The sequence below is a fragment of the Sphingopyxis jiangsuensis genome, assembly GCF_016734905.1.
GTDB lineage: Bacteria > Pseudomonadota > Alphaproteobacteria > Sphingomonadales > Sphingomonadaceae > Sphingopyxis > Sphingopyxis jiangsuensis.
In genome coordinates this window covers 950,775-968,429 of the sequence record NZ_JAERPO010000002.1, presented here as the reverse complement: position 1 = coordinate 968,429, position 17,655 = coordinate 950,775, and the positions used below count along the sequence as shown (strand labels likewise).

Sequence of the window (17,655 nt, the reverse complement as noted above, 5' to 3'; positions counted from 1 at the left end):
GGGGGCGATCCGGTGAATGGTGTGGATCCGACCGGAACGGTGTTTAGCCAGCTAGGCAATGGTTGCCCTGCGGGCAGTCGCTGTTATACCACGGCGAGTACTGCGCCAACAACTTGGTCAATGGCTCAATCTGCTGCAAAGGCAGCAGTAGACAGCAACATGCCTCAAGTGTCAGGAATTGCGCGGCGCGAGGCAATAAGGGCAGTCACAAGCTACTTGCTTGGAAGGGCATCATTTGATGGTACGGTTTCCGCACTAGTTGGGGTCCAGCTGGCAAGCGCCGATGGCGTACTGCTCGGCGATCACGACTACATTGCAGGACCAAATCTCATCTGCGCAGCATCGGCTGGTTGTACCGCCGCGGAGGTTGGTGCAGTGTACTCGCAAGTCCAATATGGCATTCCAGGTGGGGACGGTGACCAAAAAATTGTCAGTGGCAACACCTATCCGGTACGAATTTTTGGCGTCTATATTGGCGATGTTAAGTCCTATGTTGGATCTGGGGGTCTAACAATATCAAACGTTACCCTTCCGAATCACGCTCTACACAGCGGATGGATTAACAGAAATGCCATTCAACTTTCAAGTGGAGCTTGGTATTCAATTACCCACGGGAAGGGGACCAACTATTACGGAGGAGCCTTTAATGCAGCCGCGAACCAATGAGGTGGACCTCGCCAGTTTAATGCAATGGATAAAGCTATAAGGAACGAGCTTGAAAACTGATTCACTTGGGATCTTCAATTCTATGTATCGAGATATCGTAGCGTTCTTTCTGATTTCCGTTTTCGTGTTCTTTTTGAGCGCATTAACGGGATTCTTCGCATCCACCCCCTCGGTATCAAAGCACGGATTGGACATGATGAAGTTTCTTGCAATGATATATTATTCAATTATGATTGCCCCGATACTGCTATTATTAATATTATCTATAATAATTAAGAATGAATTTCATAGATACGTTATTCTCTTGGTCATATTTACATCTATAATGATATTGTCGATTTATATAAATCACTCTACCATTTATGAGATAAGTATTTTCACTATTTCAATCATGACTCCGACTATTTACGTGTTGTATAAGTTGGCGGTATGCTATAGGGCGTTACGGTGACAGTTTGCTTAACTCCAAATGGAATTACGGTGACAGGTGCAATAACCCCTAAATATTTTGCGGCTTGGGCCCGCGCTTCTGTGGCTTGAGCGCGCGGCCTGTCTTCGCCTCCATATCCTCCAGCCATTGCAGGGAACCGACCGGCCTGCCGATACGCTCCGCTTTGCGAAGAGCGGCATAAGTGAAGGCTTCATCGAAGGCCTCGTCCAGAAAGGCAGTAAAATCTCCTACCCGTTCCAGCGCCGGTGCGACGATGACGATGCCGTCGTCCTCAGCGCTGCAAAGCGCCCGGCTGCTCGACCATTGCCAATCGCTCGCCTGCTTCACAAGCTTCGCGCGGACGGGATTCAGCGCGACATAGCGCAGGGCCGCGACCAGATGCGCCTCGTCCATCGCCACCGAACTGAACCGGCCCTGCCACAAATGCCCCGTCGTGCGCAGCCGCGCATTGACATATCCGGTGTAGTGGCGGTGGACGTGACGGAAGACCCGCCGCAGCCCGTCCTCGTCGGACGGCACCGCAATGATATGCACATGATTTGGCATCAGGCAGTAGGACCATATCGCGACGCCCGCGTTTCGCGACGCGTCGGCAAGCAGATCAAGGTAGAGGGCATAATCCCCATCCTCGAAGAAGGTGCGCTCGCGCCGGTTGCCGCGCTGCGTGATATGGTGCGCGATGCCGGGAAGGACGATGCGACGTAATCTGGCCATGCCCCCGTCTCGGTCAAGCCGGCCGAAGGATCAATCCAGCGAAAAGCCAGTTGGCGCCGGAATGGATCAGTTTAGGGGTTTATGCACCTGTCACCGTAATCCCACCGTAATCCAAGTATTCCCTTAGGATATGGAACGGCAGGATTTGCTGACGTTTCGAGTGGGTCAAACGCGGTTGCTGCGTCTCCGAAGGATTATTGTGGATCAGAAGGATCTGGGTGGGTTCCGGATGGTAACTGGGGTGAGGCATGTGCTTGGCATGATGCGTGTTATGCCGCGCAATCCGGAAAAGAATATTGCGACGGTGTTTTAGGACTTTTTATAGCCGGAGCCATTGCGATAAAGGAGTTTGGGCGTCCTGATGCTAATGTAAAAGCTGTTGCAGCTGGCATGGTCTATTCTCTTGGCTTGATTGTAACGGGTCTCTGGAAAGGTGGCCCATCTCGAACTGCATACAATAAAGCTGAAGGAAACTAGACAATGAAAATTATTGATATGATATTGTTGTCATATTTTGTGCTATACATAGCCATAATCATATTTTCTGTGCTTATTGCTCTTGACCAAGGCTGCTTGTTCAGGTATCAAGAAGGCTCATTTGGTAATGAAAACCCTTATAATAATCCAATTACATGGGCTGTAATCTTATTTCTTATCTGGCCAGTTCCTCTAATGGTCGGTAGGGCAATATCGTACTTCCGCCGATAGGTGGAAATGGAATCATGGTAACAGGTACGATAGCCCCGACTTAATTCCCGGCCGTTCCGGCGACGACGCACGATCTGACGCAGACGTTCAGCTATAGTCCGGCGAGCCAGATCGCGAGCGTGACGCGCACGAATGACGCCTACGCCTGGCAGGCGCATTACAATGTCGACCGGACCTACATCGCCGACGGTCTGAACCGGATCATGAGCGCGGGCGGGATCGGGTTCAGCTATGATGCGCGGGGGAACCTCGTCAACGACGGGACGAACGGTTTTACCTACACCGCGGAGAATCTGCTCAAGACGGGGCCTGCGGGTGCGACGCTGGGCTATGATCCGCTCGGGCGGCTCTATCAGACCGTTGGTGGCGGTGTCACGACGCGCTTCCAATATGACGGCATCGACCTGATCGCTGAATATAATGCGAGCAATGCGGTGCAGCGCCGCTATGTGCACGGCCCCGGCATCGACAATGCGATCGTCTGGTACGAAGGCAGCGGGACGGGCGACCGCCGCTTCCTGATGGCCGACGAGCGCGGCAGCATCGTCAGCATCACCGACAGCGCGGGGGCGACGATCGCGATCAACGCCTATGACGAGTACGGCATCCCCGCGCCCGGCAATATCGGGCGGTTCGGCTACACGGGCCAGACATGGCTCCCCGAGGTGGGCATGTGGTATTACAAGGCGCGCATCTACTCACCCACGCTCGGGCGGTTCCTGCAGACCGATCCCATCGGCTATGCCGACGGGATGAACTGGTACGCCTATGTCGGGGGCGATCCGGTGAATGGTGTGGATCCGAGCGGCGCTACAGGTCTCGCAAAATGGCAGTGGAGTTGCTACGGTAATTGTGCGGACGGTGCCGGTTATTGGAACACGGGTATCGGTGGTCTCGGCACACCGGCGCAGAAGGAGGCAGGGGGATGGACGCGGGGCAGCGACGGAGGTTGGATTCCGCCGCCGCAAAACAACGGAGTAGAGTTCCTCCCGAGTTGTAGCGGTGCGGCTGAAAATGAATTACTAGGGTCAGGACCCATTAATTGCGCGTTCGAGGCGTCGAAATGGCGAAGATATCGGGTCCGGGCGGGTGCAGCGGGTAGCATCGCTACCCGCAAGGCCGCGCGGGCGCGAGATCGAAGCCATTTCGGCGTCCCTCCGGGATCTGACCGATTTTGTCCATTGCTTCGTCGGCAAGCCTCGAAATATCGACATATTCCGTCGTCTTGCCTCCTCGCACTGAACAAAATCGCTTCAAACCTCGTACGCGTAATTAATGGGTCCTGACCCTAGGCTTGGCGTTTCGGATCGCAGCATCTGTCAGCGCCATGGGGGGGGCTCGCGCAAATGGGGGCCTCTCCTGCCCCGAAAAGGCCCCCAACGGCCGCAATTACGGACAAGCAGAGACCATCACCGACAATCAGTAAATGCCTCATAACTAGCAGAAAATCGAGAGTTTTTCAACCATCAGCAACCATCTGCCGACCGGTTATTGGAGGCCCGAGCCGGAATCGAACCGGCGTATACGGATTTGCAGTCCGCTGCGTCACCACTCCGCCATCGGGCCTCGACGCAGACAAGCGTGGTTGAGCGCCCCTAGCCATTTCGCCCCGCACTGGCAATCGGTCAATTCGGAAAATACCGATCGGCGCCGGGTCGGCGCCTCTCCCTATCTGGAGCACGAAACGAAGCGGGGTTGGCGGCGCAGCCACGGAACGCTATGCGCCGCGAACATACGGGCGCCTTCGCTGTATTACTATTGCAATACAGCATGGCTTAGGCTAGAGCCGTCCGGCGAATGTAGAGATTCCTGACAACGGATTGCATCAATGGCGACCAAATTTAGCGAATTTTCCGCAACAGACATGCGAGCTGCAATGATCGACAGCCAGCTGCGGACCAACGACGTCATCGACCCCGCCGTTGTCGGCGCGATGGCGGCTGTGCCACGCGAAGCGCATGTCCCCAGCGCGTTGGCAGCGGTGGCCTATAACGACCGTCCAATTGCTCTTGGCCACGGACGCATGCTCAATCCACCGCTCGTTACCGGACGGATGCTTGTCGCGGCGGCGATCCGTCCCGGTATGCGCGTGCTGCTTGTCGGCAGTGCGACCGGCTATGTTGCGGCGTTGCTTGCCACTCTCGGCGCCGAAGTCCATGCGCTCGAGGAACAAGTCGAACTGATGGCAGCGGCGCGCACCGCCGCGACCAACCCAGCGATTCGATGGATCGAAGGCCCGCTCGTCGAGGGCGTGCGCAAGGCCGCGCCCTTCGACTGCATCCTGATCGATGGCGCGATAGAGCAATTGCCCGATGCCATCACATCCCAGCTTGCCGACGGCGGGAAGCTCGTTGCAGCAAAGCGCGAGGGAGCCGTGACCAGGCTCGTCCACGGCATCAAGGCAGGCGGCGCAATCACGCTGCGCAGCTTTGCCGACATGGACGTCGCACTGCTGCCCGGCTTTGCGGCGCCGCGCGGGTTTTCATTCTAACCTTCGGCCCTCCCCTCCAGCGGAAACGACGATGCACGATATGAAGATTGCCCAGCATTCCAAACGCGCCCGTTGGCTTTCCGGCATGGCGCTCGGCGCCCTGCTCCTCTCGTCGCAGGCGCAGGCCGAGACGCTGCAAGGCGCGCTCGCCAAGGCTTATGAGAATAATCCAACGCTCACCGCGGCGCGCGCCGGTCAGCGCGCGAATGATGAAAACGTCCCGATCCAGAAAGCATCGGGTCTGCCCTCCGTTGGCGTCAGCGCCGACTTTCAGGAAAATCTGGTGCTGCCCGGCAACAGCTTTTTCACGCCGGGCCGGACCTTTGCGACCGGGGCGCAGCTTTCGGTGCCCATCTATCAGGGCGGCGCGGTGCGCAACGCAGTGCGGGCAGCAAAATATCGCGTCGAGGCCGGACAGGCCGATTTGCGCGCGACCGAAGCAAGCGTGTTCGCGCAGGTCGTCGGCGCCTATATGGACGTGATCCGCGATCAGGCGATCGTTCAGCTCAACCAGAAAAATGTGTCGGTGCTGCGCACCAATCTGCAAGCCACGAGCGACCGGTTCGAGATCGGCGACCTGACGCGTACCGACGTCGCGCAATCGGAAGCGCGGCTCGCGCTCGCCGAGGGCGACCTGCGCACGGCCGAATCGAACCTGATCCGCAGCCGCGAATCCTATATCCGCCTTGTTGGCGACGCACCCACCGACCTCCAGCCGCCTCCGCCGCTGCCTAATCTGCCCACCACCGCCGAAGAGGCTGTCGCGATCGCGCTTACCACCAATCCCGATATCGAAGCGGCGAACCAGCGACTCAACGCATCGCGCGCCGACATCGGCGCGGCACAAGCGACGCGCGCGCCGCGTGTATCAGCGACGGTCACCGGCGGATATAACAACAATCTCAATTCGATACCCGCGGGCAACACGACGTCGGAAAATACGACGACGAGCACGATCGCCGGCGTGTCGATGACGCTCCCGATCTTTCAGGGAGGCCGCGCTTCCGCGCGCGTTCGCCAGGCACAGGCGCAGACGAGCCAGGCGATTGAAAATTATGTAGCGGTCGAGCGCGACGTGATCGCGCAAACGCGTGGCACCTATGCCGCATGGCAAGCCAATGAGCGCGTGATCGCCGCGACCGAACAGGCGGTGAGTGCCAACGCCCTGTCGCTGGAAGGCGTGCGCGCCGAGAACAGCGTCGGCACCCGCTCGATCCTCGACATCTTGAACGCCGAGCAGGAATATCTGAATACTCAGGTCCAGCTCGTTTCGGCGCAGCGCAACAGCTATGTCGCCGCCTTTTCGCTGCTTGCGGCAATGGGCAAAGCCGAAGCCCGCGACCTTGGTATCGAGGGCGGCGCGTTCTACGACCCCGAAGTCAACTATCGCCGCGTCAAGGGCCAGATCTGGGATTGGGCCGACGACCCGAAACCCCAGCAACAGGCAACCGACACGCGCGCGGTGCCCGCCGCCGACGCAAACGCGCCCGAAGGCCCGCCGACGCCGTCGGCACAATAAGGCTTGGCAATTCGCGCCCCGAAACGGTAAGGTTGCGGTTAACCGCCCGAAGTTCGTGGGGTAAAGGGGGTCTTATGGGCGATCTGTCGCGCGAGCCGTCAATGGAAGATATTTTGTCGTCGATCCGCCGCGTGATCGCGCGCGACGAGGCGCCTGCGCCCGCGCGCGAGGCTCCCGCCGCCAATGAGGACGACATTCTCGACCTCGGCACGACCGAAGCCGATGCGTCCACCGCCGACGACACAGCCAAAGAGGAATTGGTCTCCGCGGCGAGCGCCGATGCCGCGCGCCAGTCGATCGAGGCGCTCACCGCCGCGGTGACGCCGGTTGCGACCGCCGCCGTGGCCACCACCCCGCCGAGCAACGGGCGTTCGATGGAAGATGTGGTGATCGAGGCGCTGCGCCCGATGCTCAAGGAATGGCTCGACACCAACCTGCCGTCACTCGTCGAAACGCTCGTCGCGCGCGAGATCAGCCGCATCACCGGCAAGCGCGGCTAGGATCCTGACCCTAGGCGGTGTTTACATTCACATGCAACATATGAGAGCAGCGACGAGATTGAGGAAGCCGGCGTAGTTCCGGGCGAGTTTATCGTATCGGGTAGCGGTCCTTCTGAAGTGTTTGATCTTGTTGAAGAAGCGTTCGATCAGATTGCGGTCTTTATAGAGGGATGCGTCGAAGGCTCGCCAAGCTGCGGTAATCTTTCGTCGCGGGACGACCGGCCTTGCGCCCGCTGCGGCGATCGCATCCATGGCGCGTCTGCCATCATAGCCTTTGTCGGCGAGGACATGGTTTGTGCGCAGCCCAGCGAGAAGCCCCTCGATCTGGGTGATGTCGTTGCGTTCGCCGCCGGTCAGAATGAAGCGAACCGGGTTGCCCAAAGCGTCGGTCGCTACATGGACCTTTGTGCTCAGCCCGCCCTTGGAGCGTCCCAGCGCGTGAGCTTCAAACCGATCTTCGGATCGATCACTTTTTTTGGGGCACCGGCACTGTGCTGATGCGCCCGCACGATGGTGCTGTCGACGAGGATGTACTCGAAGTCGGCATTGTCGCTCAAAGCCTTGAAAAGATTCTCCCAAACGCCGCTGCGGCACCAGCGGTTGAAGCGCTGGTAGACAGTGTGCCAGCGCCCGAACTCCTTCGGCAATACTCGCCAGTGCGCGCCGGAACGCGCCAGCCACAAAACAGCCTCGACAAACAATCGATTGTCCCGCCCCGTCCGGCCAGGATCGCTCGCCTTCCCCGGAAGATAAGGTTCAATCCGCTCCCAAAGCGCGTCGCTCAGTTCCTGTCGATCCATCCATGCTGACCTCCATATGGCATCGGGGTGCCACAGTTTCATTTCGTTGAGGAGGGATGATGCCATTGCCCGAAAGCCATGGCCGGTCATTTCGTCCTGAGCATAGCCGAGGTGCCGCAGTGCGGCACTGATCGTATTTTCGGACATCGGGCGGTCGACCGACCGGAGGGAAGGAAATAGATAGCGGCTGAACGACCCATCATGCTCGATCGTACCAATGATCTCGAGCGCCTGCCTCGACAAAGGGACGAAATGCGCGCGGCGCATCTTCGTCTTGTGAGGCGGGATCCTCCATTCCGCGTTGGCGAGGTCCAACTCCTCCCATTCGGCGTGGCGAAGCTCCCCAAGGCGCACGAACACATGCGGGAGAAGGCGAAGCGCCACCTTGGTGGTCGGGGATGCCCGTCGAACCCTTCTATGACCCTGAGAAGCGGTCCTGCCGCTTTCTCGGTGGTGATCGCCGGTCGATGGACCGGCCGCGGCGCGATCAGCGCACCGCCAAGGTCCGCAGCGACGTCACGGTCGGCACGCGCAGTGGCGATCGCAAAGCGGAAGATTTTGGAGCAGGTACTTCGCAGTCGTTTCGCGGTCTCATACTTCCCTTGGCTTTCCATCTTTCGCAGCATGACCAACAGCTCGTGTGCTGAAATCGACGCAATGGGCCGGGTTCCGATGCTGGCATTGATGAAGCCGGTGAGTCACCGCAGCTTCTTCATCGTGACAGGCGCGCGACCCTCACTCTCCATTTTGACGAGCCATTCGTCCGCGACCGCCTTGAAGCTGTTCGCGGCGGCAACGGTCGCGGCGATACGGTCGAGCTTCACGCGTTCGGCTGGATCCTCGCCTTGCGCGATGAGACGCCGTGCATGGTCGCGCCGCGCGCGGGCTTCCGCGAGGCCGGTGTCCGGCCACACGCCGAAGGCCAGTGTCTTTTGCTTCCCGAGGAACCGGTAATTCATCCGCCAGTAGCGCGCGCCGCTGGGCATCACCATGAGATAGAGGCCGTCTCCGTCGGTGAGCTTATAGGCCTTGTCGCGTGCTTTTGCGTTTCGGATGGCGACAGCCGAAAACGCCATGATGGCATCTCCCGAATCGGGAGCGGCGACATTCCATCAAATCTACCATCAGATTGCTGGTATGAAGTGGTACACGGCCGCTCGCCATGAGACCTCATATCACAAAAGTCGCGGAAAACAGCCATTTATGAGACTGTTTGGCACCCTCTGAGAGAGGATGTTGGTGACCCCTACGGGAATCGAACCCGTGTTTCAGCCGTGAGAGGGCCGCGTCCTGACCGCTAGACGAAGGGGCCGTATTGGTCGGGATTTTGTTGGGCGGACGCGCCGACCGCGCGCCGGAGAGATGGTGACCCCTACGGGACTCGAACCCGTGTTTTCGCCGTGAAAGGGCGACGTCCTAGACCGCTAGACGAAGGGGCCGTCACTCGGTGAAGCGGCGCCTTAGACGCGCGTGCCGGTGCGGTCAAGCCGACTGGCGGCGCGGCGCGCAAAAATATTGCGCGGGGCCGCGATCATTCGGCCCAGGCGGCATCTTCCAGATGCAGTTCGGCGGCGGGGCGGCTGCCCCAATCGTCGCGTTTCGCGCGGCCAGCGAGCCACAGCTTGCGCCCGCCGCGCGCGTGGAGCAGCGTTTGGCCGAGGTCGGTCTCGGCCGCGCGAAAGGCGATCGCCTTGAACCGCGCGCCGTCGTCGCCCGATACGATCAGGCGCAGATGGTCGGTGCCGACGATCCCCGATTCGACGATGCGCACCGGCCCGGTCGCGACGCGCGGCGCGGGCCAGCCGGCGCCATAGGGACCCGCGCTCTCGATCGCCTCGCACCACAGGGGATTGATCCCGCGCGGCGCGAGCACTGCGTCGATCAGCAGCGCCTTGTCGCCGCTCGCGCGCTCGACGTCGGCGGCGAGACGGTCGTTCAGGAACGCGCCGAGCGCGTCGATCTTGTCGGCGGCAACGGTAAGCCCCGCCGCCATCGCATGCCCGCCGCCCGCGACGAGCAGCCCCGATTCCTTGGCCGCGAGGATTGCGGCGCCCAGATCGACCCCGCCGATCGAGCGTCCCGACCCCTTGCCGACGCCGTCATCGTCGATCGCGACGACGATCGCGGGGCGGTGGAGCCGCTCCTTGAGCCGTCCCGCGACGATACCGATGACGCCGGGATGCCAGCCCGCCCCCGCGACGAGCGCGACGGGCGCGTTGGCGCAGGCGGCGCTTGCGACGATCGCCTCGTCGAGCACGGCGGCCTCTATCGCGCGGCGTTCCTCGTTGAGGCGGTTGAGCTCCTGCGAAATGTCGGCGGCTTCCTGCGGATCGGTCGTCGTCAGCAGGCGCACGCCCAGGTCCGATTTTCCGACGCGCCCGCCCGCGTTGATCCGCGGGCCGAGCGCAAAACCCATGTCGCTCGCGCCGGGCGGCTTGGTCAGCCGTGCGGCGTCCATCAGCGCCGACAGGCCGATGTTGCCGCGGCGCGCCATCACCTTCAGCCCCTGCGTCACCAGCGCGCGGTTGAAACCGGTGAGCCGCGCGACATCGGCGACGGTGCCGAGCGCGACGAGATCGAGCAGGTCGATCAGCGCGGGCTCGTCGCGCTGCGCAAAAAAGCCGCGCGCGCGCAAGGTGCGGAGCAGCGCGGCGCCCAGCAGGAAGGCGACGCCGACTGCCGCCAGATTGCCGTGGATCGCCGCATCGACGGCCTCGTCGAGGCGGTTCGGGTTCACGACAGCAAAGGCCTGGGGCAGCGTCGTCGCGCATTGGTGATGGTCGACGACGATCACCTCGACCCCCGCCGCATTGGCTTCGGCAATCGCGTCGAACGCCTGCGCGCCGCAGTCGACCGTGACGATGAGCCGCGACCCCGCTTCGCCGATCTTGACGAGCGCGGCGCCCGACGGGCCATAACCCTCCATCAGCCGGTCGGGGATATAGGCGTCCACGGGGACGCCCAGCCCGCGCAGCAGGCGGACGAGCAGCGCCGCCGAGGTCGCGCCGTCGACGTCATAATCGCCGAAGATCGTCACCGCCTCCTTCGCCTCGACCGCATCGGCGAGCCGCGCCGCGGCGGCGTCCATGTCGCGAAAGATCGACGGATCGGGCATGAAGCCGCGCAGGGTCGGCGCGCGGTGGCGGTCGAGGTCGGCGCGCTCGACCCCGCGCGCGAGCAGCAGCTGGGTGACGAGATCGTCGGGGGCGAGCGTGTCGCCGCCCATCGCCGCGCTCGTCGCGCGCCAGCGCCACGGCTGGCCGGCGATCGAGCAGGTGATGCCGAGCGCGGCGTCGCTCATGCCCGGCCCCCCGCAGCGAGGATGCGCGCGCGCAGCGCCTGCGCGGTTTCGGCGGGGATCGCGGGAATTTCGTGCGCCGACAGCGCACTGCCGCCGGGGACGCCGAACGCGAGGCTCGCGAGGCCAAGTGGGCGCTGGACGAAATCGGTGCGCAGGTCGACGCTCTGGATCGACGCGAACGGGAGCAAGGTCACGCGCGGTTTCCAGATGCCGCGGCGGATCGCAAGCTGGTCGCCAAGGTCGGTCCAGCGGTGTGTGCGCGCGCCGACGATCGCGCCCGCGGCGATCAACGGGACGGCTGCGAATGCCAGCCATCCGAGCGGTTGGCCGAGCGCGAGCGCGATGATGCCGCCGACTGCCGCAAAGACCGCGCCCGCAAGCCCGCCCAATGCGATGATTCCGTGGCTGCGCTGCCATTCGGCCTGTTCGCCGGGTCGGCGGATCGCGATTTCGGCAAGCACCGGGTCGATTTCGTCATATTGTCCAAATGGCACAACCTGATGATCGGCTTCCTTTCCGCCATCGCTCGCAAGGCTTTGCAGACGCAGCTCGTGCCAGCCGAAGCGGCGGCGGAACCAGCCGGTCATGACTATCGCTGCCTGCACGCGGCGCACCGGGATGGCGACGTCGGTTCGCGTCGTCAGCCCGCGCGTGCGGCGCAGCGCGCGCGGCTCGCGCGTCAGACGGAAACCCCAATTGGCAAAGACCATCGTCACGACGCCGCTCGCAAAGCCGATGAAGATCAGCGACAGCGCCGCGCCCATGCCCGCAACCCAGCGGTGCGCGGCGACCCACGCGTCGAGGCCATAATCCTCGGCAATATCGATCCAGTCGCGCGGGTCAAAGATGTTGAAGTCGAAGGGCAGAAGATCGTCGAAAAACTGCATCGCCGCGCCGAAGACCGCGAGCGCGGCGAGCGAGAAGTTGAACAGCCCCGCGACGAAAAGCCGGCGCGGCCCCATCGCGAAGAGCAGCCGGTCTTCGGTCGCCTCCACGGGGGCGTCTGGCGCGCTGCCGGATACGGTCGGAACAGCGGGCACACTGCGATGCGTGCGGATCGTCGTGCGCAGCGCCTGCGCGGCGTCGAGCGCGATCGAATCGAGGCTGGCGTCATTCTCCTTGCCGCCCGCGCCCGTCTCGAACCCGACCTTGGCGATGCCGAGCGCGCGCGCGACGAGGCCCTGTTCGATGCTGACGTCCTGGATGCGGTCGAAGGGGATGGTGCGGTGTTGGCGCGCAAACACACCGCTTTCGATCACCACCTCGTCGGTGCCGACGTGGAAGCGAAAGCGCAGCCACGCCGCCCAGGCAAAGACGAGCGAGACGAGGAGGAAGACCAGCAACGCCGGAACGACATAGGCCCAGCGCCCCGCGATACCGATGGCGGCGAGTGCGGGAAGGAAGTTGAGCGAGCGCGGCCCGAGCTTGACCACCGCGAGCGCGAGCGTCGCGGCGTGCAGCCGCTGCCACGCCGGCTCGTCGGCGCCCGCATCGACGACGGGCAGCGGAACCGCGCCGTCGGTCATGCGAAATCGGTCTGGATATGCCGCCGAATCGTCTCGCGCATCGCGGCGGCGAGGTCGGCGGGAAGGCCGGGCAAGGTCACCGTGCTGTTGTGCGTCCCCGACGTGTGGACGATCAGGTGCGACAGGCCGAACCAGCGCTCGATCGGCCCCTGCCCGACATCGATGTGCTGGACGCGCACAAAGGGGACGATCGTATCGGTGCGAAACAGCCAGCCGCGCGCGACGCGGAGCTGCCCCTCGCCGATCTTGAACCCCCAGCGCTGCGCGCGCCGCGACGGAAAGACGAGCACTACCGCTGCGGCGACGAGCCAGGCGAGTGTCGTCACCAGCCCATAAGGACCGTCGATGGCGGGCATCAGCAGCCGGTCGGCGACGCTGAGTCCGATAGCAAGCGGCACCATGTTGAGAAGCGCGGTGACGCGCAGGACATGGGTGAAAGCGGGATCGACCGGATCGAGCCCTTCTGCCGCATTGATGGCGGCAGGGTCGAACGGGTCGGTCGGGTGCGCTGCGGCGATGTCGGTCATGGATCTCCGATTACGGGACAGCCTCCTAGGGCACAACAATATTGAAGGCGGGATCGGCGGTCGGGTGGAGTGCGAACCACGTCAGAAAGGCCATGCGGTCGCCGTCGATCCGTATCTTGCCCGCCTGCATCAGCGCAGGGAATTGCGCCGCGCCGAGCATGATGTCGTCGAGCGTCGCGCGGTCGATCGTCACCGTGGCGGTCGGCGCGGCGTCGGTGACGCCAAAGCGCGGAAACTCGACCCCGCCGCCGACGACCACCGCGACTGCCTCCTTGCTGTCGGGCAGGATGAACTGGAAGGTGCCGGTCAGCGCTGCGCCCTTTTCGGCGTCGAAGCGCGTCGCGAGCGCGTCGAAGAAGACCTCGGTCGGGATCGCGCGGACGAAGCTTCGGCTGCGGCCATTGTCGGTGCCTGCGGCGACCGCATTGCCGCGCAGCGTCGCGGCGGCGGCGAGATAATAGTTGCGCCACGCCCCCGATTCGGCCTGATAGCCGATCTGGTCATAGGCCGAGGCGAGCGCGTCGCGTGCCGCCGTGTTATCCGGCTCGGCGAACACCAGCTTGCCCAGAAGTTCGGCGGCCCAGCGATAGTCGCCTGCGGCAATCGCCGCCCTGCCCGCCGCGAGCAGCTTGTCGGCCCCGCCCGCGAGCGCGACATATTTGGGCGCGCTTTTTTCGGGCGGAATGGGATTGAAAGTGGCGGGGTTGCCGTCCCACCAGCCGAAATAGCGCTGATACACCGCCTTCAGATCGTGATTGAGCGTCCCATAATAGCCGCGCGTCGAAAAATCGCGGCTTTGCACCGGCGCTTCGGCTGTCGCCTCGGCGATCTCGTGCAAGGTCGCGCCGCGATTGGCGTGGAACAGTGCGCGGTCGTGGACATAGCGATAGGCGTCGCGCTGGTTCGCGAGCAGTTCGGACACCTCGTCCGCGCCCCAGGTCGGCCAATGGTGCGACGCGAGCGCGACTTCGGCCTTGCCGCCCCATTTGAGCAGCGCGGCGTCGATGACCTTCGACCAGCGCAGCGCGTCGCGGACCTGCGCGCCGCGCAAGGTGAGGACATTGTGGAGGTTGCGCGTCACGACCTCGGTCGTGTGGAGCGCCTTGAAGGCGGGCACGTAAAAGACGAATTCCGACGGCGCTTCGGTCCCGCCCGCGTCGAGAAATTCGAACGCCAGCCCGTCGATGCTCAACGTCGCGTCGGTGGCGGGCACGGTCTCGGTCGGCTCCATATAGCCGATCGTGCCCGCCGACAGCCGCGGCCCCAGCCCCGTATCGACCTGCCCCTGCGGCCCCGGCGGCAGGATCGACCCGAACATATAAAGCGCGCGGCGGCTCATCGCATTGCCCGCGAGGATATTCTCCGACGTTGCTTCCTCCGAAAAGCCGTGCGGCGCGATGATGCGGATCTTTTCGCGCGCAACCTGTTCGGGGGTGACGATGCCGCCCACGCCGCCGAAATGATCGCTGTGACTGTGCGAAAAGAGGATCGCCTTGATCGGGCGTTTGCCATCCTTCACCTCGACGGTGTCGCTGAACAGCTTCCAGCTTGCCGCCGCGGCCTCTTCGGACAGCAGGGGGTCGACGATGATCCAGCCCGACCTGCCGCGGATCACCGTCATCACCGACAGGTCATAGCCGCGCAGCTGCCAGATATGCCCCGGCACCACCTCGAACAGCCCGTGGACGGCGTTGAGCCGCGCCTGCCGCCAGAGCGACGGGTTGACGGTATCGGGCGCCGTTGCGGAATTCAGGAAGGCATAGGGGCGCCGGTCCCAAATGACGCGCCCGTCCCTTGCGACGATGACCCCGTCCGCGATCTCGGCAATCTTGCCGCGCGTCGCGTTCGCCATGTCGCGCGGGTCGTCGAGCGCGAGCCGCGCGGCAATGTCGGCTTGCGCGGCGCGCGTCGCCTCACTGGCGGCGTCCTGCGCGGCGGCGGTGCTGGCAATGCTGGCTGCGAGCAGCAGCGCGGTCAGTCGGTGCATGTCATCCTCCCCGTTTTGCGCGCAGCTTGCGCCGCGCACCCGCGCTTGGCAAGCAGGGGTGATGGAGGACGCGCCGCACCTGTTGATCGTCTGGCACAGCCGCACCGGCGGCAGCCGCGCGCTCGCCGAAGCCGCGGCGGAAGGCGCGGGCGACGCGGGGGGGCTGGTGCCCGCCGACGATGTGACGCCCGGTCTGATGTGCGCAGCGGGTGGCTATCTGTTCGTCGGCCCCGAAAATCTCGCCGCGCTTTCGGGCGCGATGAAGGAGATGTTCGACCGCTGCTATTATCCCTGCCTCGGCCGGATCGAGGGGCGCGCCTATGCGACGATCATCTGCGCGGGCTCCGACGGCGAAAATGCCCAGCGCCAGCTCGACCGCATCGCGACCGGCTGGCGGCTGCGGCGCGTCGCCGATCCGGTGATCGTCAATGTCGCGGCGCAAACGCCCGAGGCGATCCTCGCGCCCAAGACGATTGCGGCGGACCGTCTGGCCGAGGCGCGCGACCTGGGGGCGGCGCTGGCCGAAGGGCTCTCGGCGGGGATTTTCTAGGGGGCTGGGTTCGGACTGGTTGGAAACGATTCCATCTGGCCGCGACCGACTCCGAATTGCCCTTCATTCGGTGGCGGTAGGGCAGCCCTGCCAATGCTCGGCCAGCCGCGCATGCCAGCTCGCCGCGCCGCGCGTGGTGCGGACGAGCGTCAGGTGGAAATCGCGATACTCGCTGTGGTTGGGCAGCGGCAGCTTCGCCTCGACCAGCACCCCCGACCGCGCATCGAACCACATATAGCCCTTGGCATCGCCAAAGGCGGGGCCGGCCGCGCGATAGCGCAGCGCGCGGCGACCCGCGCGCACGACCTCGACCGGCCGGCTGAGCTCAAGCCGCCCGCGATTGGAGAGCGTCGGCTTGCCGTCCGCCATCAGGATCAGCGGCAGGTCGAACGAAAAGGGCGCGCGCTTCGCGATCTCGGCGAGCGGGTGCGCGATCAGGTCGGCGAAGTCGAAATCATAGATATGCCAGGGGCTGTCCACCGCCACCGCGGCCGAGGGCGGCGCGTCGGCCGTGCCCTCGTGAATCGCGATCCGGCCGCCGCCCTCGACGGGGCGCAGCCACAGAAAGGGCGCCTGTTCGGCCTGCGGGGTCAGCCGCCCGCCGACGAGCTCGATCGGCGCGCCGGTATCGGGGTCGAGCCGGCCGGTGACATAGGCGGCGGGCGTGCAGCGGTCGCGCGCCTTCATCACCGACAGCCGCCCTTCGCCCTCGACAAAGACGACGACATCCTCGCCCATCGTGCCGTCGCTGTTGGTGCGCTCATAATGATAGACGGGGCGCGCGTCGGGGGGCTGCGCGGCCGCGATCGCGGCGGCGAGAATCAGGCTGAGCATGGCATCCTCTTGCTGTATTGCCGATATAATACGACAATACAGCAAGACGTCAAGTCGCGCGCGTCAGCCGATGCGGTGCTCGCCCTTCACCCAGCGCACCGTGCCCGACGAGGCGCGCATCACAACGCTTTCGGTGGTCAGCACGCCGCCGCGGCGATGCTTGACGCCGCGCAGCAGCGAGCCGTCGGTGACCCCGGTCGCGGCGAAGATCACGTCGCCCTTGGCCAGGTCCTGAAGGTCATAGATGCGGTCGAGATCGTCGATCCCCCACTTCTTCGCGCGCAGCCGTTCGTCGTCGTTGCGGAAGAGCAGCCGTCCCTTGAACTGCCCGCCGACGCAGCGCAGCGCCGCGGCGGCGAGCACACCCTCGGGTGCGCCGCCCGAACCCATATAGATGTCGATATTGGTTTCGGGGTTGGTCGTTGCGATGACGCCGGCGACGTCGCCGTCGGGGATCAGCGCGACGCCGCAGCCGATCGCGCGCAGTTCGGCAATCTTGGCTTCGTGTCGCGGCCGGTCGAGGACGCAGACGATGATGTCGGAGGGCGCACAGCCCTTTTCGCGCGCTACCGCCTCGACATTCTCGCGCACGCTCTTGTCGAATCCGATGACGTCGGGCGAATATCCAGGGCCGACAGCAAGCTTGTCCATATAGACGTCGGGGGCGTTGAGGAGGCAGCCTTCCTCGGCGATCGCCAACACGGCGAGCGCGTTGGGCCCCGCTTTCGCCGTGATCGTCGTTCCTTCGAGGGGATCGACCGCAATGTCGATCTTCGGGCCCTTGCCGGGCGCATTGCCGACCTTTTCGCCGATATAGAGCATCGGCGCCTCGTCGCGCTCGCCCTCGCCGATCACGATGGTGCCGTCCATATAAAGGGTGTTGAAGGCGTTGCGCATCGCCTCGACCGCGGCGGCGTCGGCGGCCTTTTCGTCGCCGCGCCCGATCAGCTTGGCTGCGGCAATCGCTGCCGCTTCGGTCACGCGCACCATTTCGAGCACGAGGACCCGGTCGAGGTTGCTGCCGCTCGTCATCATTCCCTTATCCTTCCGCCCTTTACTTATATCGCCTTCCCGGCATGGT

At 63.7% G+C, this 17,655-nt stretch carries 14 protein-coding genes, 3 tRNA genes and 3 pseudogenes; 6 read left to right on the top strand and 14 right to left on the bottom strand.

Going from position 1 to position 17,655, the window contains the following annotated elements; genetic code table 11:
• The first annotated feature begins 120 nt into the window (after nt 1-120).
• Nucleotides 121-666 (top strand): hypothetical protein, encoded by a 546-nt coding sequence (locus JI743_RS11290; protein WP_201928399.1) that lies wholly within the window; start codon nt 121-123, stop codon nt 664-666.
• Nucleotides 667-1,165: 499 nt separating this feature from the next.
• On the opposite strand, the gene JI743_RS11285 is transcribed toward JI743_RS11290, so the two are convergent.
• The gene (locus JI743_RS11285) at nt 1,166-1,831 is read right to left on the bottom strand and encodes a transposase (RefSeq protein ID WP_201928398.1); all 666 of its coding nucleotides are present in this window, start codon (nt 1,829-1,831) and stop codon (nt 1,166-1,168) included.
• Nucleotides 1,832-2,613: 782 nt separating this feature from the next.
• Between JI743_RS11285 and JI743_RS15195 the strand changes: the two genes are divergently transcribed.
• Nucleotides 2,614-3,825: an RHS repeat-associated core domain-containing protein gene (locus JI743_RS15195; RefSeq protein WP_498370473.1), complete on the top strand. Its 1,212-nt coding sequence runs from the start codon at nt 2,614-2,616 to the stop codon at nt 3,823-3,825.
• Nucleotides 3,826-4,031: 206 nt separating this feature from the next.
• Here JI743_RS15195 and JI743_RS11275 read toward each other — a convergent pair.
• Nucleotides 4,032-4,105 (bottom strand) — tRNA-Cys (locus JI743_RS11275).
• Between the two features lie 262 nt (nt 4,106-4,367).
• On the opposite strand from JI743_RS11275, the gene JI743_RS11270 reads away from it, so the two are divergent.
• From JI743_RS11270 to JI743_RS11260, 3 genes are all read left to right on the top strand, one after another.
• The gene (locus tag JI743_RS11270; protein ID WP_201928397.1) at nt 4,368-5,030 is read left to right on the top strand and encodes a protein-L-isoaspartate O-methyltransferase family protein; all 663 of its coding nucleotides are present in this window, start codon (nt 4,368-4,370) and stop codon (nt 5,028-5,030) included.
• Between the two features lie 85 nt (nt 5,031-5,115).
• Complete coding sequence (locus JI743_RS11265) at nt 5,116-6,549, top strand: TolC family outer membrane protein (RefSeq protein ID WP_201928396.1); 1,434 nt, start codon at nt 5,116-5,118, stop codon at nt 6,547-6,549.
• A gap of 74 nt (nt 6,550-6,623) precedes the next feature.
• On the top strand, nt 6,624-7,049 hold the full coding sequence (locus tag JI743_RS11260) for a DUF2497 domain-containing protein (RefSeq protein ID WP_201928395.1): 426 nt from the start codon (nt 6,624-6,626) through the stop codon (nt 7,047-7,049).
• A 27-nt stretch (nt 7,050-7,076) separates the two neighbouring features.
• On the opposite strand, the pseudogene JI743_RS11255 reads toward JI743_RS11260, so the two are convergent.
• The 10 genes and pseudogenes from JI743_RS11255 to JI743_RS11225 all read right to left on the bottom strand — a co-directional run bounded on the left by JI743_RS11255 (nt 7,077) and on the right by JI743_RS11225 (nt 15,190).
• Nucleotides 7,077-7,849: pseudogene (locus JI743_RS11255) on the bottom strand (IS5 family transposase).
• Nucleotides 7,850-7,951: 102 nt separating this feature from the next.
• A pseudogene (locus JI743_RS15290) lies at nt 7,952-8,203 on the bottom strand (tyrosine-type recombinase/integrase); the annotation flags it as partial.
• A gap of 197 nt (nt 8,204-8,400) precedes the next feature.
• A pseudogene (locus JI743_RS15400) lies at nt 8,401-8,475 on the bottom strand (phage integrase central domain-containing protein); the annotation flags it as partial.
• A gap of 72 nt (nt 8,476-8,547) precedes the next feature.
• On the bottom strand, nt 8,548-8,925 hold the full coding sequence (locus JI743_RS15185) for an Arm DNA-binding domain-containing protein (RefSeq protein ID WP_227340111.1): 378 nt from the start codon (nt 8,923-8,925) through the stop codon (nt 8,548-8,550).
• Nucleotides 8,926-9,086: 161 nt separating this feature from the next.
• A tRNA-Glu gene (locus JI743_RS11245) sits at nt 9,087-9,161 on the bottom strand.
• A 51-nt stretch (nt 9,162-9,212) separates the two neighbouring features.
• A tRNA-Glu gene (locus JI743_RS11240) sits at nt 9,213-9,288 on the bottom strand.
• Nucleotides 9,289-9,380: 92 nt separating this feature from the next.
• Nucleotides 9,381-11,150, bottom strand: coding sequence for a single-stranded-DNA-specific exonuclease RecJ (gene recJ / locus JI743_RS11235; protein ID WP_201928394.1), 1,770 nt, complete (start codon nt 11,148-11,150; stop codon nt 9,381-9,383).
• The gene (locus JI743_RS11230; RefSeq protein ID WP_227340112.1) at nt 11,147-12,676 is read right to left on the bottom strand and encodes a PH domain-containing protein; all 1,530 of its coding nucleotides are present in this window, start codon (nt 12,674-12,676) and stop codon (nt 11,147-11,149) included. Before JI743_RS11230 ends, recJ begins: the two co-directional genes overlap by 4 nt.
• Complete coding sequence (locus JI743_RS15180) at nt 12,673-13,203, bottom strand: PH domain-containing protein (protein WP_227340113.1); 531 nt, start codon at nt 13,201-13,203, stop codon at nt 12,673-12,675. Before JI743_RS15180 ends, JI743_RS11230 begins: the two co-directional genes overlap by 4 nt.
• Nucleotides 13,204-13,228: 25 nt before the next feature.
• Nucleotides 13,229-15,190, bottom strand: a complete 1,962-nt coding sequence (locus JI743_RS11225) for an alkyl/aryl-sulfatase (RefSeq protein ID WP_201928393.1) — start codon at nt 15,188-15,190, stop codon at nt 13,229-13,231.
• 61 nt (nt 15,191-15,251) lie between these two features.
• On the opposite strand from JI743_RS11225, the gene JI743_RS11220 reads away from it, so the two are divergent.
• Entirely contained in the window at nt 15,252-15,740 is a 489-nt protein-coding gene (locus JI743_RS11220; protein ID WP_201928392.1) for a flavodoxin family protein, read from the top strand.
• 63 nt (nt 15,741-15,803) lie between these two features.
• On the opposite strand, the gene JI743_RS11215 is transcribed toward JI743_RS11220, so the two are convergent.
• Nucleotides 15,804-16,574 carry a hypothetical protein gene (locus JI743_RS11215; RefSeq protein ID WP_201928391.1) on the bottom strand — a complete coding sequence of 257 codons (771 nt, stop codon included), beginning with the start codon at nt 16,572-16,574 and terminating at the stop codon, nt 15,804-15,806.
• A 63-nt stretch (nt 16,575-16,637) separates the two neighbouring features.
• Nucleotides 16,638-17,609 (bottom strand): class II fructose-bisphosphatase, encoded by a 972-nt coding sequence (gene glpX / locus JI743_RS11210; protein WP_201928390.1) that lies wholly within the window; start codon nt 17,607-17,609, stop codon nt 16,638-16,640.
• Nucleotides 17,610-17,655: the final 46 nt, after the last annotated feature.